This is a genomic window from Streptomyces sp. FXJ1.172, assembly GCF_001636945.3.
GTDB lineage: Bacteria > Actinomycetota > Actinomycetes > Streptomycetales > Streptomycetaceae > Streptomyces.
In genome coordinates, this window is record NZ_CP119133.2 from 3,749,643 (window position 1) to 3,771,333 (window position 21,691).

Consider the following 21,691-nt stretch of genomic DNA (forward strand, 5'->3'; position numbering starts at 1 on the left):
GTCAATGTGACGTAAGCGCTCCGGAGGCGACTCCTGTCAACTCCCGGGATATGGCCATGGATTGGGCAGACAGTGGATTCCGTCATGGTCGAGGAACTTGGTCTGCTGCTGCATGACGGGGGCGAGTTCGCCGTTCTTCTGGCAGGTCACATGACCGTAGCCCAGCCGGTGGCCGACCTCATGATTGATCAACATCTGCCGGTAGGGGTGGATTTTGTCCCCATATGTCTTGCTGCCCTGAGCCCACCTGTATGCATTGATCATCACTCGCTCGGTGGCGGCCGAGTCGCAGGAGACGTTGTCCTCCGTGGTGTCCAGCCCGGACTTGGCGCACCAGCCGGCGGTCGTGCCGGGGCTGGCCAGGGTGATCACGAAGTCGGGCTTGCCGGAGGAGATCCGCTCGAAGGTACGGGCGCCGCCGTGGGCCCAACTGCGGTCGTCGTTCAGGGTCTTCTGCACGGCTTCGGCGAACAGCGCACCGTCCAGCCCCAGCCCCTGCTCGACGTCCACGCGGTAGGTGTACTTCCGCCCGGTGCCCGGCGCCTTGTCGAACCCGGGCACGGCCTCGAACCGCCCCGGGCCCTTCAGCGTGGCGCTGAGCGGGTACGTCCGGCCCATCGCCTGTTCGTACGTCAGTGCCGCCGCGCTCACCGGGGCCGAGGGCGCCGGCTCCCCCGCAGCGCGAGTGCCACGGGCCTGGTCGGTGGCGGACCGCGACGGTGCGGCGCCGTCGTTGCGCCGCCCCTCGGCCACCTGTCCGGCGACGACCACCGCGAGCACGGTGGTGACGGCGGCCGCCGCGACACCGGTGAAGGCCCGCCCCTTGCCGCCCGAGCGCTGCGCGGGCAGCCCGACGGGAGGCTCCTCACCGCCGTCCCCTGTCGGTGCCGCCTGCGCCGACCCGGCTTCGGTGCCGGCGGGCTGTGCGTCGGTGCGGCGCGGCCCACGCGCGCGGGGGGCGAAGACGTCGACGTCCTCCAGGCCCGCGTCGGCGTCGCCGACATCACCGAAGGCGTCGAGGTACTCCTGCCGGGGCCCGCCCCGCTGCCCCGCCCGCCGCTGCCGCGGAAGCACGACACCGGGACCACCACCGGCCCCGGCCCGCCCGGCGAACTCCCCCCAGCCTCCGCCGCGTTCGCGCTGCTCGGGATGCCCACCACGCACGGGGTCACCCTCACGGAAATGGGGCACACCGTGGGCGGGAGTGCCGTCGGGAAGCGTCGGCACCCCACGCGCGGGCGTCCCGTCGGGAAAACGGGGCACACCGCGCGCGGGAGTACCGCCGGCGAAGCCCGGCACGCCGTGGGCGGGAGTGCCATCGGGGAACCGCGGCACCCCACGCGCAGGCGTCCCGTCGGGAAGCCGGGGCATGCCGTGCGCGGGCGTCCCGTCCGGAGGCCTGCGCATGCCCTGCGCCGCTCGTTCTGCTTGCTTTGCCCGCTCTGCCCGCTCTGCCCGGTCCGCTTGTTGCGCGCGCCCGCCGGCTATGTCCGCGGGCTCGTCCTTGGGGGCCGGTCCGCGGCGGCTGTGGCGTCCCACGCGGGCCTCAGCTCCCCGCGCCCGGGACGGTCACGTCGTCCGCGCCGGACGTGTGCACGGCGCCGGTGCCGCACTCCGCGGTGTCGGCCAGCAGTTCCTGGAACGCCGCGGCCACCACCTCCGGGTACTCCATCATCGCCACGTGCCCGGCGTCCGGCAGGGACACCAGGCGGGAGTCGCGGAAGGAGCGGGCGGCCTTGCGGGCCATACGGTAGGCGACGAGCTGGTCGCGGCCGCCGTAGATGAGCAGGGTCGGCGCGAGCACGCGCTCGGCCTGGCGCCACAGTCCGTGCTGCCCGCCGAGCGTGTAGGCGTTGACGATCCCGCGCGCGGAGCGGGCCATCGCGTCCCAGAAGTACGGCAGCTGCAACCGCCGCTCCAGTTCCTCGACGGCGTACTGGAAGGCCTCCGACGACACGCGCGCGGGGTCGCCGTAGCACAGGGCCATGACCCCGCGCACCCGCTGCTCGGCCGTCCACTCCTTGGTCAGGCGGGTGAACAGGGCCGCGATACCCGGCACACCGAGCAGCGCGGTCGGCGCCGCCGTGCGCTGGATGCGCAGCTCAGGCAGGGCGGGCGAGATGAGCGTGAGCGTACGGACGAGATCGGGGCGTACGGCGGCCACGCGCGTGGTGACCGCGCCGCCCAGCGAGTTGCCGAAGAGGTGGACCGGGCCACGGCCGGCCACGTCGAGATAGCGGATCACCGCGCGCGCGTGCCCGGTGACGGAGTAGTCGCCGTCGTCCGGGGGCGGGGAGTCGCCGAAGCCCGGCAGGTCGAGCGCCTCGCTGTCGACGACGCCGTCCAGCCCGGCCATCAGCTCCGACCAGTTCTGCGAGGAACCGCCGAGCCCGTGGACGTACAGCGCGGGCGGCAGGCCCTCGCGCGCGGTACGACGGGAACGGATCGACAAGGTGACGCCGGGCAGGCCCACGGACCGCAGCCGCTCGCCTTCGCCGACCCGTACGGGCGCCACCTTCGGAAGCACGCTGGCGGCCGGCACGGACGGCGACTCGGTCGAAGACATGCGGCAATGTTACGAGGTGATCACGCAGAGGTTCATGTGTTCGCTGTCACAGCGTGAGTTCGGCGTCACGGCATGGGCCGTACGTGTCCGGTGAACCGCGCGGCTGAACCGCGCGGCGAACGGCCGTCACGGCATGGCGTCCGGATCGGCTCTCTCCTAGGCTCGTACACAGGGCACCCGCATGTGGCCCCTGCTGCTTCCGGGGACGTTCGTAGGAAGGGAGCCCACCATGGCCTATGACCCCATGGAGCCCGACGAGACCGACGAGACCGACGACCTGGAGGCCGCCGGCGCGGCCGAGCAGACTGATGTGGAGGCCCCCGAGGTGGACGCCGACGAGCAACGCACGGACACTCCGCCGGACCGCGAGGACCCCTTGACCGAAGTGGACCCGGACCGGGCCGCCAACGAGGCCGATCAGCTGGAACAGGCGCATGTGGTCGCACTCGACGAGGACGACTACCGCTGACCCCGGCGGACCGCTCCGCTCCCCCGGCGGGCTCCTGCGGCCGCACAAGAAGCTGCTCAGGGGCCGATCGCGGCTTTCGTCACCGTCCGGTACGTGAAATTCTGCGCTCGCACCGCGCACACCACGGTTACCGAAAAGTACGATGGCCGCGCGGCCGACACCGCATGTGGACGACTTTGGGAGGCGGCGTGACAGCCATCGAGCAAACTGAGGCGGCACGCCCACGCGGCACCCGTCTGCCGCGCCGAGCCCGGCGGAACCAGTTGCTGGGCGCCGCCCAGGAGGTCTTCGTCGCGCAGGGCTACCACGCGGCGGCGATGGACGACATCGCCGAGCGGGCCGGTGTGAGCAAGCCGGTGCTCTACCAGCACTTCCCGGGCAAGCTCGACCTGTACCTCGCCCTGCTGGACCAGCACTGCGAGTCACTGATCCAGTCCGTGCGCACCGCGCTCGCTTCCACGACGGACAACAAGCAGCGCGTGCGCGCCACCATGGACGCCTATTTCGCGTACGTGGAGGACGACGGCGGCGCCTTCCGGCTGGTCTTCGAGTCTGACCTGACGAACGAGCCCGCGGTGCGCGAGCGCGTCGACAAGGTCACGAACGACTGCGCCGAGGCGATCTGCGAGGTCATCGCGGAGGACACCGGTCTGTCGCGCGCGGAGTCGATGCTGCTCGCCTCGGGCCTCGGCGGTCTCGCCCAGGTGGTGGCCCGCTCCTGGCTGCACAGCGACCGCAGCGTGCCGCGCGACCAGGCGGTGCAGCTGCTGACCTCGCTGGCCTGGCGGGGCATCGCCGGCTTCCCGCTGCACGGCACCGAACACCACTGACGGCCGTTTGTTCCCGGAGGCTGTTCGCTGTTGGCGTTCCGGCCCGCAGCGTGTTCGTCCCCTCACCGGGCTAATGTGTGCTGCGTACGGCGCGGAAGATCGCGCACATCACTGACCGTCGGAGGGACATAGCCGTGGAGGTCAAGATCGGCGTGCAGTACGCGCCCCGCGAGATCGTTCTGGAGAGCGGTCAGAGCGTCGAGGAGGTCGAGCGCCTGGTGAACGACGCGCTGGCCGGGAAGACGCAGCTGCTGAGCCTCCAGGACGAGAAGGGCCGCAAGGTCCTGGTGCCGGCGGACCGCCTGGCGTACGTGGAGATCGGCGAGCCGACCGTGCGCAAGGTGGGATTCGGCACGCTGTAGGCCGACCTCGCGAGAAGGGCCCGGCGGCACTCGGCCGCCGGGCCCTTCTGTGTGGACTGTGCACACGGACGGAGCACAACTCCCGCACAGCGGAGGATTGCAGTCCGCAGGTCACGGGTATGACGGGTTACGACCGTCAAGGGCAGACGTGCCGTGGGAGGGACCTCGAGATGATCCTTGAAGCGCTCGGATCCGCTGTGCTCGGTCTCGTCCTCGCCTGGGCGGCGGCGCACCGCCTGTCCCACCGGCTGCCGGCCCGCCCGCTGGTCTACTCGACGGGCATCGCCGGAGCCCTCTTCGGCGACTTCGTGACCCACACCGCACTCGGCCCCGGCGTCGACTGGCTGAGCCTCCTGGGAGCCGCGGCCATCTCCGCGGCATCCCTGTCCCTGCTCCTGCGCCCGGCGGGCAGAATCCGCCGATCAGCGACGGCGTAGCAACGGCGCCTTTGCGGCGGACGCAAGGGACTGCCCCCTGGAGGCGCGGGGCCCTCAGGCCGCGAGGCCCAGCGCAGCCATCCGCTTCGTGTGAGCCTCGGTGATCCGCGAGAACATCCTGCCGACCTCCGCGAGATCGAACCCGTCGGCGACCCCGCCCACCAGCATCGTCGACAGCGCGTCCCGGTCGGCGACCACCCGCTGGGACTGCGACAGCGCCTCGCCCATCAGCCGCCGCGCCCACAGCGCCAGCCGGCCACCGACCCGCGGGTCGGCATCGATGGCGGCCCGCACCTTCTCCACCGCGAACCCGGCGTGCCCGGTGTCGTCGAGGACCGCGAGGACCAGTTCGCGCGTGTCGGAGTCGAGCCGGACGGCGACCTCCCGGTAGAAGTCGCTCGCGATCGAGTCGCCGACGTACGCCTTGACCAGGCCCTCCAGCCAGTCCGACGGCGCGGTCTGCCGGTGGAAGCCGTCGAGCGCGGCGACGAACGGGTCCATGGCGGCCGTCGGCTCCTCGCCGATCTCGGTCAGCCGGTCCCGCAGGCGCTCGAAGTGGTGGAACTCGGCCGAGGCCATCTTCGCCAGCTCCGCCTTGTCCGAGAGGGTCGGCGCCAGCTTCGCGTCCTCCGCGAGCCGCTCGAACGCCGCCAGCTCCCCGTAGGCGAGCGCGCCGAGCAGGTCCACGACCGCGGCGCGGTACTGCGGGTCGGCGGAGGCCTGCGCCCAGTCCTGGGCAGCGATGCCCGTGGGTGCGACGGAGTCGTTCTCAGGCTTGTCAGAGCTAGTCATGAGGCGCACAATAGCCCGCTCGCGCGACCCCGGAAGTGCCTGGCTGATCAGTGTGACCACCACTACGTGACCAAATCGGCCATCGCGTGTGCGCCAATCCGGGGTATGGTGGTAATGCGCCTGCCAGAGCGCGTCGACGGTGTTCGACGTCTCCCGACAGGGCGCACGCATGAGGATGCCCGGTCGGTGGCCCGATCGGCTCCGACCCGACAGCCCTCCCTGGCCGTACGGCGCAGTACGTACGACGACCGGAGGGACACCCTCAGCGGTACGAGCGCTAGAGCGTCGGCAGAGGTCCCGTGTCATACGGCTTGCCCGAGTGGTTCGCCCGTACGGCAGCCGACGTCCCCGGCACGGTCAGACATGACCCCCGCGCTCGCCTCGCACCGCGCCACACAGAAGAGGCAGCACCCTGACTACGACGTTTCGAGAACTCGGAATCCTCCCCGAGACCGCCGAGGCCCTGGAGGCCGTCGGCATCATCACTCCCTTCCCCATCCAGGAGATGACGCTCCCGGTCGCCCTTTCCGGCACGGACGTCATCGGCCAGGCCAAGACCGGCACCGGCAAGACGCTGGGCTTCGGTCTCCCGCTCCTCGAGCGCGTCACCGTCCCCGCCGACGTCGAGGCCGGCCGCGCCGCCCCCGAGGACCTCACGGACGCCCCCCAGGCGCTCGTCGTCGTCCCCACGCGCGAGCTGTGCACCCAGGTCACCAACGACCTGCTGACGGCCGGCAAGGTCCGTAACGTGCGCGTCCTCGCGATCTACGGCGGCCGGGCCTACGAGCCCCAGGTGGAGGCCCTGAAGAAGGGCATCGACGTGGTCGTCGGCACCCCGGGCCGGCTGCTGGACCTCGCGGGCCAGAAGAAGCTCAGCCTGAAGCACGTCAAGTGCCTGGTCCTCGACGAGGCCGACGAGATGCTCGACCTGGGCTTCCTGCCCGACGTCGAGAAGATCATCGACATGCTGCCGGTCAAGCGCCAGACCATGCTGTTCTCGGCCACCATGCCGGGCGCGGTCATCGGCCTCGCGCGCCGCTACATGTCCCGGCCCACGCACATCCGCGCCACCGCGCCGGACGACGAGGGCGCGACGGTCGCGAACATCAAGCAGTTCGTGTACCGCGGTCACTCCATGGACAAGCCGGAGATGGTCGCCCGCATCCTGCAGGCCGAGGGCCGCGGACTGGCGATGATCTTCTGCCGTACCAAGCGCACGGCCGCCGACATCGCCGAGCAGCTGCAGCGCCGCGGTTTCGCCTCCGGCGCGGTCCACGGCGACCTCGGCCAGGGCGCCCGCGAGCAGGCGCTGCGGGCCTTCCGCAACGGCAAGGTCGACGTCCTGGTCTGCACCGACGTGGCCGCGCGCGGTATCGACGTCGAGGGCGTGACCCACGTCATCAACTACCAGTCCCCCGAGGACGAGAAGACGTACCTGCACCGCGTCGGCCGTACGGGCCGCGCGGGCGCCAAGGGTACGGCGATCACGTTCGTCGACTGGGACGACATCCCGCGCTGGCAGCTGATCAACAAGGCACTGGAGCTGGACTTCAACGACCCGGTGGAGACGTACTCGACGTCCCCGCACCTGTTCTCCGACCTCGACATCCCCGAGGGCACGAAGGGCATCCTGCCGCGCTCGGAGCGGACCCGTGCGGGTCTGGACGCCGAGGAGCTGGAGGACCTGGGCGAGACCGGCGGGCGTGGCGCCCGCAACCGCGGTCGCGGAGACCGTGGTGACCGTGGTGACCGAGGCGGGCGCGGTGGCCGCGCCGAGTCCGGCGCCGCGTCGGACGAGCGCGAGCGTGCGTCCCGTACACCGCGCCGTCGTCGCCGTACGCGCGGTGGCACCCCGCTGGACGCCGCCACCGCCGCGCCGGCCGCTACGACGGCTCCGGCGCCGGCCGCCGAGTCCGGCCCGGCGGAGGAGTCCGCCACGGCGCCCCGCACCCTGCGCCGCCGTCGCCGTACCCGCGGCGGGGTTTCGGCGCAGCCGGCTCCGGCCGTCGAGGCCGCGGCCGAGACCGTCGTCGAGACGGTGGCCCCGACCGAGGTCCTGGCCGCGCCGGACGCCCCGGAGACGCCGCGCCGCCGCCGCACCCGCAAGTCGGCCGAGCCGGCCGTCGTGGCAGCGGAGACGGCGCCCGTCGCCGAGCCGGTGACCGAGACGCCGGTGGCCGTGACGGAGACCGCGTCCGCGTCCGAAACGGTGACGGTCGAAGCGCCGGAGGCGAAGCCGCGCCGCCGTACGCGGAAGACGGCCGCGTCCGCCGCCGAGTCGGCCGTCGCCGCGGCCGAGAGCACCGGGAACACGGCCGAGCCCGCCCCCGAGGCCAAGCCCCGCCGGACGCGGAAGACGGCCGCCACCGCTGCCGTCGAGACCGCCGAAGGCGAAGGCACGGCCGAGGCCGCCCCCGCGACCAAGCCGCGCCGGACCCGCAAGACGGCCGCCACCGCGCCGGAGACCGCCGAGGCCCCCGAAGCCGAGGCCAAGCCCCGCCGCACCCGGAAGACGGCCGCCACCGCTGCCGTCGAGACCGCCGAAGGCGAAGGCACGGCCGAGGCCGCCCCCGCGACCAAGCCCCGCCGCACCCGCAAGACGGCCGCCACCGCGCCGGAGACCGCCGAGGCCCCCGAAGCCGAGGCCAAGCCCCGCCGCACCCGGAAGACGGCCGCCACCGCTGCCGTCGAGACCGCCGAAGGCGAAGGCACGGCCGAGGCCGCCCCCGCGACCAAGCCGCGCCGGACCCGCAAGACGGCCGCCACCGCGCCGGAAGGCACGGACGAGGCCCCCGAGGCCGAGGCCAAGCCCCGCCGCACCCGCAAGACGGCCGCCGCCGTCGTCGAGGTGGACGGCGTTGCCGAGGTGGCCGTGCCCAAGGTGCGGCGGACGCGTAAGGCCGCCGCCGCGGCGGTTGTTCCGGAGATTCCGGCGCAGGCCGCCGAGGAGCCGGAGGTCAAGCCGCGGCGTCGTACCCGCAAGGCCGCCACGGCCGTCGAGGTCGTCGAGGCCGTCGAAGGCTGATCCGGCAGTACCCGTCACCGACGGCCCGGTCCACGCTCGTGGGCCGGGCCGTCGCGCGTGTGGCGCACGGCTGGGTCGGCTGCGCTCGGGGAGAAGCCCGGCCCGTCACGGCCGCCTCCCGGTCCCGGTGCCGCCTGCCTGCTGCCTCCTGCACCTTCCCCTTCCTCGCCCGATAGCCTCTCCCCATGAGCAGGCCCGCCACCTTCGTCCCGCCCCCCGGTGCCCGTGCGTACGCGCTGTCCACCGCGCGTGGGGAGTTCGCCGTCGTCGACGCTCCGGTGGCCGACGGGGTCGAGCCCAGGGGGGTCGCGCTGTTGCTGCCGGGGTTCACCGGGAGCAAGGAGGACTTCAACCCGCTGCATGTGCCGCTCGCGCTGCGCGGGTACCGGACCGTGGCCGTGGACGGGCGCGGCCAGTACGAGTCGGACGGGCCCGAGGCCGACGAATCCGCCTACGCGCAGGAGGAGTTGGCGCGGGACGTGCTCGCGCAGGCGCAGGCGGTCGGGGCGGGGGCGCCGGTGCACCTGCTGGGGCACTCGCTCGGCGGGCAGCTCTCGCGCGCGGCCGTGCTGCTCGACCACACGCCCTTCCGCTCGCTCACCCTGATGGCGTCCGGCCCGGCGCACATCTCGGAATCCCAGCAGCAGCGCGTCAAGCTGCTGCAGGACGCGCTCACGGTGATGGACATGGCGGCGGTCTGGGACGCGATCCAGGCCATGGAGACGCCCGAGGAGACCGAGACGGCCGCGCTGGACGGCGGACTGGACGACCGGGACGACCTGCGGCGCCGCTGGCTGGGCACCAAGCCCGGCCAACTCCTCGCCACCGGACGCCAGTTGTGCACGGAACCGGACCGGGTCGCCGAACTGGCCGCCGTGCCGCTGCCGTTCCACGTCCTGTCGGGCGACAAGGACGACACCTGGCCGCTGCCCCTGCTGGACGACATGGCGGTACGGCTGCGGGCGCGGCGCACGGTCATCGAGCGCGCCGAGCACTCGCCCAACACCGACCGGCCGCTCGCCACGGCCCACGCGCTCGCCGACTTCTGGGACGACGCCACCGCTTAGCCGGCGCAGGCCGGACGGAAGACGACTGCCCTGCTCCGGCGGGGGATGCAGGGCGGGACAGTCGTCCTCAGCGGCCCACTAGTCGGTCCAGGTGGCGTGGATGGCGCAGACGCTGAAGCCGGGGCCGTAGGCGACGATCAGGGCCTTCTCACCGGCCGCCGGGGGCAGGCCGTGGGTGCGCTCGAGGACGCGGAAAACCGATACGCCACCGAGGTTGCCCTCTTCCCTGAGGGTGTCGAGGGAGTGGCGGGCGTCGTCGTCGGTGAGGCCGAGCGCGGCGGCGGTGTCCTCGATGATGGGCCGGGAGCCGGGGTGGATGACGGGGACGGTCACGGCGCGGCCGTCGAGCCACTCGCGGAGGGCGGGCATGACGTGCTTGGCCCCGCCCATGGCCGCCTTGGTGGAGTCGAAATGGAGGCCGTGGGCGTCGATGCGGCCGGCGTAGTAGTGCAGGGAGTCCGGGAGGGCGAACTCGAAGAGGCCGTCGGGCCCGTCGATGGTGAGGCCGGGGCCCAGGGCGTCGCTGCTGACGATCGTGGCGGCCGCGCTGTCACCGAACAGGGCCTTGTAGATCATGTGCTCGATCTTGCTGTCCGCGTGGTTGTAGGCCGTGGACAGCACCTCGGCGGCTACGACGAGGACGCGGGAGCCGGGGTGGAGCAGGGCCTGCTCGACCGCGCGGATGAGTGCCTGGGCGCCGCCCGCGCAGGCCGCGGTGGTCAGGGCGGCACGGCGGACGGTGGGGCGCAGGCCGAGCCGGGCCACGAGGTGGATGTCCAGATTCGGTACGGCCCAGCCGGTGGCGTGGGTGGTGATCAGGCCAGTGATGTCGGCCGGATCGAGACCATGGCGCTGGAGGATCGACCGGGCCGCGGTCTCGGCCATGTCGAGGCCGTCGGCGAAGGCACGGGGGGCGCGCTCCCCGATGGGGGCGGTGCCGTTGATGGTGGGCGAGTTCAGCGGCTGGGTGAAATACCGGGTCTGAACACCGCAGTTGCCGAGGACACGGAGGATCGCGCCGAGGCGGGGATGGTCGGGGTGATGGGTGCGGATGTCGTCGGCTATCTCGCCCGTGGTGATCTTGTGCGCGGCGAGGGTGGTGCTGGGGCGGGCGATATGGACGGGCATGGGTCCCCCCTAGGACGCGTAACCTGATTAGGGGTCAAGGTACGGCAAAGTTGGCTGGTTCGTTTCCCTGCCGTCCAGGCCATGCTCTCGTACGGCCCGCCAAACTCGGGCAAAGACTGATCTTCAGCGTGGTCAGCGAGCCTGCAGCATCGGCGGACGCGGACTCGAGCGGCGCGGACCCGGCCGAAAAATGAGGATCATGAACCTCGAGCCGGGGGCCGCGAGCGGCTGTGCCACGCACATCGTCACCCAGCCCGGCCCCTCGACCGCGTGCCGGATGGGGCGTTCGTCGCCGTCGGGATGGATCGAGGCGCCGCCCACCTCGTACAGCGGGCGGGCGAGCGGGTCGTCGAGCAGTTCCTTCTCGATCTGCCGCAGGACCTTGTCGTCGGGGCGCTGGGCGAGCGCGGCCTGGAGCTGGGGCATGACGAGCGGCGCCCAGGCGTTCGCCCAGTCGGTCAGCTGCTCGCGGCCGTCGATCAGCATCCACCGCATGGTGTTCTCGGGCGCCTGTCCGGACTCGAAGATCCGGTGGAACGGCTCGTTGCAGGTGAGCAGGTTCCAGGAGGCGTCGGTGACATAGGTCGGGTGCGTCACGCCGGTGACGGCGTCCTCCCAGGCGGCGGGGACGGCATCGCCGCTGGTGTCGTACAGGGGGCTCGGCGGATCCTCCCCGCGCGCGTAGCGGCACAGCGAGATCCACTCCTGCTCGTTGAGCGCGAACAGGCGCGCTATGTCGCGCAGCAGGTCGACGGGCGCACTGGGGTAGGTGCCGGATTCCAGGCGGTGATAGGTGCCGTAGGCCCGGTTCAGGAGCTGGTCGACCTGGAGCTGGGACAGCCCGGGGGCACGCCGGCCGGGCCCGGTCGGCCGGGTGAGGCCGTGGGTTTCGGGGGCTATGAGCGCGCGTCGGTCTTTGAGAAGGGCTTTCAGTGCTCGCTTGTTCACTGGTGCGGTTCCCCCGGCATCGTTGACGGTCAGTCAGTGTATTTAATGGTGCTGGCTTTACTCCGAAAGATCTCCCGTAGAAATCGTGTAGGTGTGTCCTGCATGCTCGGTGGTGCGTGGCGTCGGCCTGCCAGTGTGCTCACCGGTGACCACGTGGATACACCCCCCTTGCGGGAACTGATCGGTAAACCTGCGAATTACCGACCGGTATCTGCGAGCGGGGCCTCCGGGACAGAGCCGGGTGACCTACCGGTTCCCGCTCAGCGTTTCCCGTAAGGGAACCACAGCGCGGGATCCGGAACACCGTCGGCGCACCGCTGGCGCAGCCCCGGCAACCAGGCTGCGGCCGGTGCCCTCCCGCCCCACACCAGGGGCCTCGGCACCGGCCGCCGATGCGTGTTCCGCGGCAACTCCCGTGCCGGACCGCCAAGTCGGCTCCCGGCGCCGGCCGGTACCGCGTCGGCTAGTACTGCGCCTGCAAGTGCTCCCAGAAGCCGTCCCTGAGGGCGCGGCGCAGGTCCGCCTGGCCGCGCAGGGAGTACTGGAGCAGGCCCTCGGCCTCGACCAGCAGGTCCTGGTCGACGGAACCGGGCAGGTAGGGGTGGCCCGGGAGCAGCTCGACGAGGGCCTCGCGGCCACGGGAGGCCAGCCACTTCGCCGCGATCTGGGCACCGACGAAGCGGACGTCCTCGCGGCTGGGCCGGGCCCCGGCGCCGGCGTCGTACGCGAGGGCCGTCCGGCGCGAGACGTACGGCTTGAAGAACTCCAGCTCCAAGGTGCGCTGACTGTCGACCTCCCAGAGCAGCGGCTCGGCCTGGTTGCGGCCCTCGGGTGCCTCGATGCCCCACAGGTGGACCCGGGCGCCGTAGCCCTGGGCCGCCTCGACCGCCGAGACCAGGTCCTCGTCGCCGCCGAGCAGGGCCGCGTCGCTGATGGCGCGGTGCCGGGCGAGCGACTCCAGATCCGTGCGGATCAGCGAATCGACGCCCTTCTGCTGGTTGTTGGCGTTGAGGTTGCCGAGGCGGACCTTGACGTCGGGCAGTTCGGCGATGGTCTGCTGCTCGGCGGTGTGGATGCGGCGGCGGGCGCCGTCGTACCAGTAGACGCGCAGCAGCCTGCTGTCCGCGAAGATCGTGCGGGCCTTGTCGATCAGCGCCTCGATCAGGCCCTCGGCGTCGAGGTCGAAGGCCCGGCGATCCTCGGTCCCGGCGACCAGCCGGCCCGCCGCCGCGTACAGATAGCCCGCGTCGACGAAGATCGCGTGGGTGGAGGGCGTCTTCGCCACCTCGGCGAGCATGCGCTGCAGCAGCTCGTTCGTGCGGTCGATGCGGGCACCCAGGGCCGCGAGGTCGTCGTTCATCGGCTCCATTGTCCCGGTGGTCACGCTGTGAACACAACCGGTCCCGATCGGTTCCCCGAGGGGCGCGACGGCGGCACGTACCGGTCAGTAGTTAGCTGTTCGAAAAATTTCTTTAGCGTAGGGAATGTTTGTAACACGAAGCTCGTTGACTACGTACGACAGCACGTCGCACCAGTAGTTCTCCGCAGGAGGATGACCAGACGAAGGGAGAAGCCCGTGCGCTTCGAGATCAGGCGACTCGACGAGGTCGACGGCACCACCGTGGACTGCACCGTCGTGGACGCCGCCTCCGTCAACCGGATCGTTCAGCAGGCCGCAGCCATCGGACAGCGCCTGTGGATCCGCCCGGCCGAGGCCCCGGCCTCGTAACGGGAGCCACCACTCAAGCCTTCCGGGGGAGCCGGGCCGCGTCGCTCAGCTCCCCCGGATCACCTGAGTGATCCCGTTGATGATCTGCTGCACGGCGATCGCGGAGAGCATCATGCCCGCGAGGCGCGTCACGAGGACGACACCGCCGTCCTTGATGACCCGGATGATCAGCAGCGAGTAACGCATCACCAGCCACAGCACGACGTGGATCGCGAGGATCGCGGACCACACCGAGACCTGCGTGGCCACACTGCCGGCCTTCTGCACGGCCAGGATCACGGACACGATCGCACCGGGCCCGGCGAGCAGCGGCATGCCCAGCGGTACGAGCGCGACGTTCACGTCCTTGGTCTGCTTGGGCTCGTCCGTCTTCCCGGTGAGCAGGTCGAGCGCGATCAGCAGGAGCAGCAGACCGCCCGAGATCATCAGCGCCGGGACGGACACGTGCAGGTAGTCGAGGATCTGGTGGCCGAGGACACCGAAGGTGGCGATGACCCCGCCCGCCACGCAGACGGCCTGGAAGGCCATCCGCTTCTGCACCTTGGCCGGCCGGCCCGCGGTCAGGGCGAGGAAGATCGGGGTGATCCCGGGGGGATCCATGATGACAAAAAGGGTCAGGAACAAAGAGCCGAAGACGGCGAAGTCGAACATGCTGAAGAGGCCTTGCGGAAAGAAGTGACGTGATGGGGGCGTGAGTCGATGAGGCCGGCCGGCCTCAGGCTCCCCCGGTCCCCGGCACCGGGAACGCGCCGGTGGCTCGCCGGGTGATCTCCCCGTACACCTCGGGGTCGGTCGTGTACGCGCCGAGCGGCACGGTCTTGCGGCTGCCGTGGTAGTCGGAGGAGCCCGTGACCAGCAGGTCCAGCTCCTTCGCGAGGCCCCGCAGCCGTTCGCGCGCGTCGGCGTCGTGGTCCGTGTGATCGACCTCGATGCCGTCCAGGCCGGCCGCCGCCATCTCGGCGATCCGTGCCTCCGGGACGGTCCGGCCACGCTTGGCGGCGGCCGGGTGCGCAAAGACACAGACCCCGCCCGCGCCCTTGACCAGCCGGATCGCCTCGAAGGGGTCGGTCTCGTGCTTCTCCACGAAGGCCCGCCCGCCGTCGGCCAGCCACTCCTCGGTGAACGCGTCGCTCACCGTCGGTACGACGCCCAGCTCGACCAGCGCGGTCGCGACGTGCGGGCGCCCCACGGAGCCGCCCGCGGCGATCCGCTCGACCTGCTCCCACGTGACCGGCACACCGAGCGCGTTGAGCCTCGCGACCATGCCCTTGGCCCGCGGCACCCGGTCGTCGCGCACCAGCTCGCGCTCGGCGAGCAGCGCGGGCTCCGCGGGGTCGAAGAGGTAGGCCAGCAGGTGCATGGAGACGCCGTCGACACGGCAGGACAGCTCGGCCCCGGTGACCAGCGTCAGTCCCTCGGGCAGCGCGGCGATCGCCTCGCCGTAGCCACGCGTGGTGTCGTGGTCGGTCAGCGCGACGACGTCCAGCCCGGCAGCGGCGGCATTGCGCACCAGCTCGGCCGGGGTGTCCGTACCGTCGGAAGCCGTGGAGTGACAGTGCAGATCAATGCGCACAGGGACTCCAGACACCGACGATTCAAAGGGGGACACTTGATAGTACCGGTACTTTGAACGCCCGAAGGGGCGCGCGGAGCCGCGCCAGAAACCACACCGCACCCGCGCCCGCAACCCGCCGACGGCACGGCACCTGTGGCACCCCGGTGGGCGCTACGGCCGGAGCAGACGCGGCGAAAGCGCTCCGCAGGGCACCAGATCCAGCTCCGCCCCCGCCTCCCGCAGATCCGTCAGCACCAGCTCGTCGTACATCAGCAGCCCGGACTGCTGGGGCCACATCACCGCCCACAGCCACATGCCGAGCGCCTCGCCCGCGAAGACGGCGCGGTCCTCGGGGGTACGGAAGACGTGCCAGAGGGGGGTGGGGCGGCCGGCGGCCAGCACCTTGGCCTCGGGCGGCTTCTCGATGTTCATGTACGGCCCGGGGTCCGGGCCGTCGAGGCCCGCGTACCGCGCGCCGAGGCCGACGCCGAGTTCCTCGGCGACCAGGATCAGCTCCCCCGGGCCGCCGAGCGGGCCCGGCCCGGAGCAGGCCACGATGGTGGCGCGGCCTCCGCTGCGGTCGTCACCCGCGTAGGCCACACCCGTGAAGAGCCAGCCGACGGGCAGCGGCCAGGGCATCCACACCGGGACGTGGGTGCGGTGCAGGACGGCGCCGAGGGCTTCGACGCTGGGCGGGATCACGGGCTGCAGCGGATACACCGTGCCGTGCACGTCGCACTGCCACGCATCGGCGAAGAGACCGGGCGCCCTGACCCGGCCACCACACCTCGGGCAACTGGGTTCGCCCCTCATAGGGCTCCACGGTCCTACCCCTGCCCGCCCACGTCAAGGACGATCACCCGTCCGGTCCTGTGCATCACGGCGTTCCTGAAGGAGCAGCCGGAGCCGGCCCGCAAGACCTCCGTCCCGGACCCGGTCAGGGCGCTCGGCCGGCATGCAGGCACGCCTCGGCTCGCTGAAGGTGCTCGGCGGCCCGCCGGTGCTGCTCGCAGCGGACGTCCTGGTCCTGGGTCACGGCAGCCACGCCGCGCAGGACGGCGTCACCGTCTTCGCCAACTGACCGGATCCGGCCGCGCGTTGGTGAGACCGGTCACGTCGGCTCAGTCGAGCGGGACGGATCTGCGAGCGGGATCCCTCAGGTCCGTCCCGCTCGCCAGCCAGCGTTCCTGGAGGGCCTTGGCACCGTGCACCCGCTTCCAGGCGGCCTCGTTCGGGGTCATCGGCAGCAGCGGCAGGAACCGTACGGGATCCATCGGGCCGTCCAGCTCCAGATCCTCGACCAGGCCGCCGCTCTCGCCCACCAGGACCGAGGAGAAGGGGGCGCCGGGCCACAGCGCCTCGCCGGTGTCCAAGGAGGCGCCCGGAGTCACGACCAGACCCTCCACCTGCGGGGACGCGGCCAGGACGGCCAGCGGGCGCAGCACCTTGTCGGTGTCGGCGAGGCCCGCGCGGACGGAGAGGACCAGCTCGGCGCGGGGCCCCTTGACCGGGTCGGAGAGCATCGCCGTGGGGTCGGTCATGGGGTGCTGGGACATCCCGAGGGTGGCGTAGCGCAGGAGATCCCCCTCCTGGAAACGGAGCACCTCGATGCGGTCCGTGCCGAGGAAGGTGACGGCGGCGCGGGCGTCCGGTTCGCCGAGCGCGGTGCTCAACCGTGCCTCGACAAGAGGAAGAACATCAACCATGCGGTGAGCATAGAACTCGTCAGTGGCGGGCAAAGCGGCGCCTTGACAGTTCGGGCTGCTGCTACTCTGAGCCGGTGGTTCGGGCAGCGCGCGGAGGCGTCGCTCCAAGTCCCGACACCGATTTGGGGACTCCCTCACGAGGGACCGGACGGAGGAGGTGGGGCTGTCATGGATCGAAGTCGACCTGGTAGTACCACCCGCTCTTCCGACCGCTGATCTGGTCACTGGCTCAATCCCTGGCTGTCCGCCACCTCCCGTGGGCGCTGCCGTCCGGTCGATCCGGAAGAGCACTTCAATTCGCTTTGCCTGATCCGCCTGATCACCGTCAGTTCTGCGTCAGCAGCGAAGTCACCACCGCAACGGTGCGGTGCTCCCCGCTTTGTGGACGTGCCAAACATCCGCAATCAGGACCGTCCTCATTCCGGGTAGTTCCACCCGTCGCCGTGTGCTCTCGCTGCCTGCCTGCGAAGGAGCCTGCCCATGTCGATGATCCGCGACCTGCGCGCCGTGGTCCGCCCGTCCCGTCCCTCGCTGCGCAAGGACACCGGCGCGTCGTACGACACCACCCGCGACCCCGCCACCCCCTCGGCCGTCGTGGACTGCGCCGTCTACCGCGACGGCACCCGGCTCGAGAGCGGCAAGCCGCTGAGCCCGCACGAGGCCATGCGGCTGGTGCGGCGCGACGGCGGCTTCGTCTGGATCGGGCTGCACGAGCCGACCGAGGCCGAATTCGCCGGTATCGCGAGCGAGTTCGGGCTGCACCCGCTGGCCGTCGAGGACGCGGTGCAGGCCCACCAGCGGCCCAAGCTGGAGCGCTACGACGACTCGCTCTTCACCGTCTTCAAGACCATCCACTACGTCGAGCACGACCGGCTCACCGCCAACAGCGAGGTCGTGGAGACCGGCGAGGTCATGTGCTTCACCGGCCGGGACTTCTTCATCACCGTCCGGCACGGCGGCCAGGGCTCGCTGCGGGCGCTGCGCCACCGCCTCCAGGACGACCCGGAGCTGCTCGCCAAGGGCCCCTCGGCCGTGCTGCACGCCATCGCCGACCATGTCGTGGACGGCTACATCGCGGTCGCCGACGCCGTGCAGGACGACATCGACGAGGTGGAGACCGAGGTCTTCTCGCCGGGCCCGCGCGGCAAGGTCTCGCGCGGTGTGGACTCGGCGCGGATCTACCAGCTCAAGCGCGAGGTGCTGGAGTTCAAGCGGGCCGTCGCCCCGCTGCTGCGGCCCATGCAGCTGCTGAGCGAGCGGCCGATGCGGCTGATCGACCCGGACATCCAGAAGTACTTCCGGGACGTCGCCGACCACCTGGCCCGGGTCCAGGAGCAGGTCATGAGCTTCGACGAGCTGCTCAACTCCATCCTCCAGGCCAACCTGGCGCAGGCGTCCGTCGCGCAGAACGAGGACATGCGCAAGATCACCGCCTGGGCCGCGATCATCGCCGTACCGACGATGGTGACCGGTGTGTACGGCATGAACTTCGACCACATGCCGGAGCTGCACTGGAAGTACGGCTACCCGCTGGTCCTCACCGTCACGGTCGCCGCCTGTGTGGGCATCCACCGTGTGCTGAAGCGCAACGGCTGGCTGTGAGCGGGGCTGGATAGGCTGGGCGCATGACAAGCGAGCTGCCCGGCCGGGCCCTTCTCGACCAGGCCCTCATCGAGGAGGCCGCGAAGAAGTCCGGCCTCGTCTGGGTCAGGGGCGCCGGCGCCCCGGCCGCGCGTGCGCTGTGGCATGTGTGGCACGAGGGCGCGGTGTGCCTGGTCGGCGACGGGCCCGGGGAGCAGCCGCTGCCCGCGCTGGCCGACGGCGGCCTCGCCGAGGTGACCGTGCGCAGCAAGGACAAGGGCGGCCGGCTGGTGACGTTCCCGGCGACCGTGACCGAACTGGCCGCCGGCTCCGCCGCGTGGGAGGCGGTCGTTGCCGAGCTGAAGGGCAAGCGCCTGAACGCCCCGGACGGCGAGGAGATGCCGGGCCGCTGGGCCCGTGAATGCCGGGTGCTGCGGCTGGTTCCGGCCGGGTCCGTGGCGCCCTTGCCGTCCGGCAGCCTGGCCGAGGCTCCTGTGCCCACCGCGGCGACCACACGGCAGCCGGTTCCGGCGGGGCTGCCGAAGCTCCTCGCCAGGCGGCGCAGGAAGTAGCGCCCCGAAGCGAGGACCGCCGGCGGAGCGGGAGCGGCCCTACGACGTCGGCAGCTGCCTGCCGTAGTCCACCGTGTCGTCCTTCGACGGCTCGGTCACGGTGAAGTCCTTGCCCCAGTCCGAGAAGCTGAGCGTCCCCGCGCCACCGGCGCGGACCAGGCGGAGCGGGTACGGCGTGCCCTTCAGGGAGACGTCGAGGGTGCCGCCGGAGCCCTTGTCGCCGGTGATACGGATGGTCGGGGTGCCCGACTGGTCGTGGTGGCCGTCGGTCGCCAGGGAGCCGTGCAGCGTCAGCAGCCCGTCGAGCAGCACCGACTTGTCGGTGAAGCCGCTGAACTTCTTGTACGCGGGATCCTGCTGGGGCACCTTGACGTACTTGCCGTTCAGCTTGCCGGCCGTACCGTCGCCGCCACCGCCGTCGCCCGCGTGGCTCCAGAAGTCCGAGCCGGCCTTCAGATAGAGCTGCTGCCCGACCCGCAGGAGCTGGAAGGCCGCCCCCTGCGAGGTCACCGATCCGGTCCCGCCGTCGGCCTTCAGCCGCATGTCCAGCTGATACGTACGGCCACTGGTGACCACGGTCCCGGCCAGCCGTACTGCCGGTGCCGTGTCCGCCGCCGCCCGGGTCCTCGCCTGGATCTTGTCGGCGGACAGCTTGCCCACCCCGTTCGTCCCCGCGTCCGGATCGTCAGCGCCGCACCCCGTCAGCACCGCCACCCCCGTCACGGCCAGTGCGCACATCGCGGTCATCCGCGCGGTCCGGCGGATTCGGCCCGGGGGAATCGCAGTCACAGGTGAGGCTGCCTTTCTGACGAGTCCTGAGCGGCGTACGGCAGCGTACCGGTGCCCCGGCCGCCCGGCGGAGCCGGTCCGTCCGGCCTCTCCCCAAGGCGTGTCCGACCGGTACGGGCTAGCCTGAAGCGCACCCGACAGGGCAGATCAGAGTAATTCCCCAGCGCCGGGCAACACCCGCGCACACAGCAATCCACCGGCAAAGGAAGCAAGGAAGACAGAGCCATGGCAGCCGGCGCCCCCCGGATCTTCGTCTCGCACCTCGCCGGGGTCCCCGTCTTCGATCCCAACGGCGACCAGGTGGGCCGCGTCCGCGACCTGGTCGTCATGCTGCGCGTCGGCCGGCGGCCCCCGCGGGTGCTCGGACTGGTCGTCGAGCTGTCCACCCGGCGCCGGATCTTCCTGCCCATGACCCGGGTGACCGGCATCGAGACCGGCCAGGTGATCATCACCGGCGTCATGAACGTCCGGCGCTTCGAGCAGCGGCCCACCGAGCGGCTGGTCTTCGGCGAGCTGCTGGACCGGCGGGTGACGCTCGTGGAGACCGGCGAGGAGGTCACCGTCCTCGACGTGTCCGTGCAGCAGCTGCCCGCCCGCCGGGACTGGGAGGTAGACCGCGTCTTCGTCCGCAAGGGGAAGAAGGCGAGCGCCTTCCGGCGGGCCAAGGGCGAGACGCTGACCGCCGAGTGGTCCGACGTCACCGGCTTCTCCCTCGAAGAGCACGGGCAGGGCGCCGAGAGCCTGCTCGCCACCTTCGAGCAGCTGCGCCCCGCCGACCTCGCCAACGTCCTGCACCACCTCTCCGCCAAACGGCGCGCCGAGGTCGCCGCCGCGCTCGACGACGACCGGCTCGCCGACGTACTCGAAGAGCTGCCGGAGGACGACCAGATCGAGATCCTCGGCAAGCTGAAGGAGGAGCGCGCGGCCGACGTGCTGGAGGCCATGGACCCCGACGACGCGGCCGACCTGCTCTCCGAGCTGCCCGAGGAGGACAAGGAACGGCTGCTGAGCCTGATGCAGCCTGCCGACGCGGCCGACATGCGGCGCCTGATGTCGTACGAGGAGCACGCCGCCGGCGGTCTGATGACCACCGAACCGATCGTGCTGCGCCCGGACGCCACGGTCGCCGACGCGCTCGCCCGGGTCCGCAACCCCGACCTCTCCCCCGCCCTCGCCGCCCAGGTCTACGTCTGCCGCCCGCCCGACGAGACGCCCACCGGCAAGTACCTGGGCACCGTCCACTTCCAGCGGCTGCTGCGCGACCCGCCGTACACGCTCGTCAGCTCGCTCGTGGACGACGATCTGCAGACCCTGGCCCCGGACGCCGCACTGCCCGTCGTCGCCGGGTTCTTCGCCACGTACGACATGGTGGCCGCGCCCGTCGTGGACGAGGCCGGCAGGCTGCTGGGCGCGGTGACCGTGGACGACGTACTGGACCACATGCTGCCCGAGGACTGGCGGGAGACCGAGTTCCACCTGGACGACGGAGAGGGGGCGGCCACGCATGGCTCCTGAGCGCGAGAGCGGCACCCGCGAGCGCATCCCGGTGGGCGCCACGGCGGCCACCCGGCCCCGCACGCCCCGCCTGGACCAGCCGCGCCCGCCCCGTCGCCGGATCCTGCCCGAGTGGGACCCGGAGGCCTTCGGCCGGCTGTCGGAGAAGATCGCCCGGTTCCTGGGCACGGGACGCTTCATCGTCTGGATGACGGTCGTCATCATCATGTGGGTGCTGTGGAACGTCACCGTGCCCGTCGCGCTGCGCTTCGACCAGTACCCGTTCATCTTCCTGACCCTGGCGCTGTCCCTGCAGGCCTCCTACGCGGCTCCGCTCATCCTGCTGGCGCAGAACAGGCAGGACGACCGCGACCGGGTCAACCTGGAGCAGGACCGCAAGCAGAACGAGCGGTCCATCGCCGACACCGAGTACCTGACCCGGGAGATCGCCGCGCTGCGCATGGGCCTCGGCGAGGTCGCGACCCGCGACTGGATGCGCTCGGAGCTGCAGGACCTGATGAAGGAACTGGAGGAGCGGCGGCGTTCCGACGGGCACGGCGGGCATGTCGTATTCCCGGCGGAACGGTCAGATCGGCCCGCGGGACGTGACACAGACGACCGCTGAGAAGCATCCCGAAGGT

The 21,691-nt window shown here is 71.6% G+C and carries 22 protein-coding genes and 1 pseudogene; 12 read left to right on the forward strand and 11 right to left on the reverse strand.

Annotated features, from left to right (window positions below; all coding sequences use genetic code 11):
• Positions 1-36 precede the first annotated feature (36 nt).
• Positions 37-1,539 carry a DUF3152 domain-containing protein gene (locus tag A6P39_RS16510; protein WP_079133030.1) on the reverse strand — a complete coding sequence of 501 codons (1,503 nt, stop codon included), beginning with the start codon at positions 1,537-1,539 and terminating at the stop codon, positions 37-39.
• A 7-nt stretch (positions 1,540-1,546) separates the two neighbouring features.
• The gene (locus tag A6P39_RS16515) at positions 1,547-2,566 is read right to left on the reverse strand and encodes an alpha/beta fold hydrolase (RefSeq protein ID WP_067038678.1); all 1,020 of its coding nucleotides are present in this window, start codon (positions 2,564-2,566) and stop codon (positions 1,547-1,549) included.
• Positions 2,567-2,795: 229 nt separating this feature from the next.
• Between A6P39_RS16515 and A6P39_RS16520 the strand changes: the two genes are divergently transcribed.
• From A6P39_RS16520 to A6P39_RS16535, 4 genes are all read left to right on the forward strand, one after another.
• Positions 2,796-3,035 (forward strand): hypothetical protein, encoded by a 240-nt coding sequence (locus A6P39_RS16520; RefSeq protein ID WP_067038680.1) that lies wholly within the window; start codon positions 2,796-2,798, stop codon positions 3,033-3,035.
• 188 nt (positions 3,036-3,223) lie between these two features.
• Positions 3,224-3,865: a TetR/AcrR family transcriptional regulator gene (locus tag A6P39_RS16525; protein WP_067038682.1), complete on the forward strand. Its 642-nt coding sequence runs from the start codon at positions 3,224-3,226 to the stop codon at positions 3,863-3,865.
• 134 nt (positions 3,866-3,999) lie between these two features.
• Positions 4,000-4,227 carry a DUF3107 domain-containing protein gene (locus A6P39_RS16530; RefSeq protein WP_067038684.1) on the forward strand — a complete coding sequence of 76 codons (228 nt, stop codon included), beginning with the start codon at positions 4,000-4,002 and terminating at the stop codon, positions 4,225-4,227.
• Positions 4,228-4,397: 170 nt separating this feature from the next.
• A complete protein-coding gene (locus tag A6P39_RS16535; protein WP_067038686.1) occupies positions 4,398-4,664 on the forward strand; it encodes a hypothetical protein in 267 nt (88 codons plus the stop codon).
• Positions 4,665-4,718: 54 nt separating this feature from the next.
• Here the strand turns inward: A6P39_RS16535 and A6P39_RS16540 are convergent, their stop codons facing one another.
• On the reverse strand, positions 4,719-5,456 hold the full coding sequence (locus A6P39_RS16540) for a ferritin-like fold-containing protein (RefSeq protein WP_199840630.1): 738 nt from the start codon (positions 5,454-5,456) through the stop codon (positions 4,719-4,721).
• Positions 5,457-5,961: 505 nt separating this feature from the next.
• On the opposite strand from A6P39_RS16540, the gene A6P39_RS16545 reads away from it, so the two are divergent.
• Both A6P39_RS16545 and A6P39_RS16550 read left to right on the forward strand, forming a co-directional pair.
• A complete protein-coding gene (locus A6P39_RS16545) occupies positions 5,962-8,481 on the forward strand; it encodes a DEAD/DEAH box helicase (RefSeq protein WP_275883864.1) in 2,520 nt (839 codons plus the stop codon).
• A gap of 185 nt (positions 8,482-8,666) precedes the next feature.
• The gene (locus tag A6P39_RS16550) at positions 8,667-9,548 is read left to right on the forward strand and encodes an alpha/beta fold hydrolase (RefSeq protein ID WP_079133031.1); all 882 of its coding nucleotides are present in this window, start codon (positions 8,667-8,669) and stop codon (positions 9,546-9,548) included.
• A 78-nt stretch (positions 9,549-9,626) separates the two neighbouring features.
• Here A6P39_RS16550 and A6P39_RS16555 read toward each other — a convergent pair whose 3' ends face one another.
• From A6P39_RS16555 to A6P39_RS16565, 3 genes are all read right to left on the reverse strand, one after another.
• On the reverse strand, positions 9,627-10,676 hold the full coding sequence (locus A6P39_RS16555) for a PhlD (protein ID WP_067038692.1): 1,050 nt from the start codon (positions 10,674-10,676) through the stop codon (positions 9,627-9,629).
• A gap of 132 nt (positions 10,677-10,808) precedes the next feature.
• Positions 10,809-11,624, reverse strand: coding sequence for an MmyB family transcriptional regulator (locus tag A6P39_RS16560; RefSeq protein WP_067038694.1), 816 nt, complete (start codon positions 11,622-11,624; stop codon positions 10,809-10,811).
• A gap of 463 nt (positions 11,625-12,087) precedes the next feature.
• A complete protein-coding gene (locus A6P39_RS16565) occupies positions 12,088-12,993 on the reverse strand; it encodes an NYN domain-containing protein (protein WP_107304175.1) in 906 nt (301 codons plus the stop codon).
• A 207-nt stretch (positions 12,994-13,200) separates the two neighbouring features.
• Here A6P39_RS16565 and A6P39_RS16570 point away from each other — a divergent pair, with 207 nt between their 5' ends.
• Entirely contained in the window at positions 13,201-13,353 is a 153-nt protein-coding gene (locus tag A6P39_RS16570) for a hypothetical protein (RefSeq protein ID WP_199840631.1), read from the forward strand.
• 45 nt (positions 13,354-13,398) lie between these two features.
• Here A6P39_RS16570 and A6P39_RS16575 read toward each other — a convergent pair whose 3' ends face one another.
• The 3 genes from A6P39_RS16575 to A6P39_RS16585 all read right to left on the reverse strand — a co-directional run bounded on the left by A6P39_RS16575 (position 13,399) and on the right by A6P39_RS16585 (position 15,721).
• The gene (locus A6P39_RS16575; RefSeq protein WP_067038696.1) at positions 13,399-14,004 is read right to left on the reverse strand and encodes a MarC family protein; all 606 of its coding nucleotides are present in this window, start codon (positions 14,002-14,004) and stop codon (positions 13,399-13,401) included.
• 64 nt (positions 14,005-14,068) lie between these two features.
• A complete protein-coding gene (locus A6P39_RS16580) occupies positions 14,069-14,926 on the reverse strand; it encodes a PHP domain-containing protein (protein ID WP_067038698.1) in 858 nt (285 codons plus the stop codon).
• 153 nt (positions 14,927-15,079) lie between these two features.
• On the reverse strand, positions 15,080-15,721 hold the full coding sequence (locus A6P39_RS16585) for a DUF6758 family protein (RefSeq protein ID WP_067038700.1): 642 nt from the start codon (positions 15,719-15,721) through the stop codon (positions 15,080-15,082).
• A 15-nt stretch (positions 15,722-15,736) separates the two neighbouring features.
• On the opposite strand from A6P39_RS16585, the pseudogene A6P39_RS45515 reads away from it, so the two are divergent.
• Positions 15,737-15,983, forward strand: a pseudogene (locus A6P39_RS45515) (hypothetical protein); the annotation flags it as partial.
• A gap of 46 nt (positions 15,984-16,029) precedes the next feature.
• Here the strand turns inward: A6P39_RS45515 and A6P39_RS16595 are convergent.
• The gene (locus A6P39_RS16595; protein WP_067038702.1) at positions 16,030-16,614 is read right to left on the reverse strand and encodes a suppressor of fused domain protein; all 585 of its coding nucleotides are present in this window, start codon (positions 16,612-16,614) and stop codon (positions 16,030-16,032) included.
• 480 nt (positions 16,615-17,094) lie between these two features.
• On the opposite strand from A6P39_RS16595, the gene A6P39_RS16600 reads away from it, so the two are divergent.
• Together A6P39_RS16600 and A6P39_RS16605 are read left to right on the forward strand one after the other, a co-directional pair.
• Positions 17,095-18,216 (forward strand): magnesium and cobalt transport protein CorA, encoded by a 1,122-nt coding sequence (locus tag A6P39_RS16600; RefSeq protein ID WP_067038704.1) that lies wholly within the window; start codon positions 17,095-17,097, stop codon positions 18,214-18,216.
• 23 nt (positions 18,217-18,239) lie between these two features.
• The gene (locus A6P39_RS16605) at positions 18,240-18,767 is read left to right on the forward strand and encodes a hypothetical protein (RefSeq protein WP_067038706.1); all 528 of its coding nucleotides are present in this window, start codon (positions 18,240-18,242) and stop codon (positions 18,765-18,767) included.
• 39 nt (positions 18,768-18,806) lie between these two features.
• On the opposite strand, the gene A6P39_RS16610 is transcribed toward A6P39_RS16605, so the two are convergent.
• Positions 18,807-19,514 (reverse strand): hypothetical protein, encoded by a 708-nt coding sequence (locus A6P39_RS16610; protein ID WP_234378658.1) that lies wholly within the window; start codon positions 19,512-19,514, stop codon positions 18,807-18,809.
• A gap of 267 nt (positions 19,515-19,781) precedes the next feature.
• Here A6P39_RS16610 and A6P39_RS16615 point away from each other — a divergent pair, with 267 nt between their 5' ends.
• Together A6P39_RS16615 and A6P39_RS16620 are read left to right on the forward strand one after the other, a co-directional pair.
• The gene (locus A6P39_RS16615) at positions 19,782-21,071 is read left to right on the forward strand and encodes a magnesium transporter MgtE N-terminal domain-containing protein (RefSeq protein ID WP_067038708.1); all 1,290 of its coding nucleotides are present in this window, start codon (positions 19,782-19,784) and stop codon (positions 21,069-21,071) included.
• Positions 21,061-21,675 carry a DUF1003 domain-containing protein gene (locus tag A6P39_RS16620; RefSeq protein ID WP_067038710.1) on the forward strand — a complete coding sequence of 205 codons (615 nt, stop codon included), beginning with the start codon at positions 21,061-21,063 and terminating at the stop codon, positions 21,673-21,675. The genes A6P39_RS16615 and A6P39_RS16620 overlap by 11 nt, the downstream gene beginning before the upstream one ends.
• Positions 21,676-21,691: the final 16 nt, after the last annotated feature.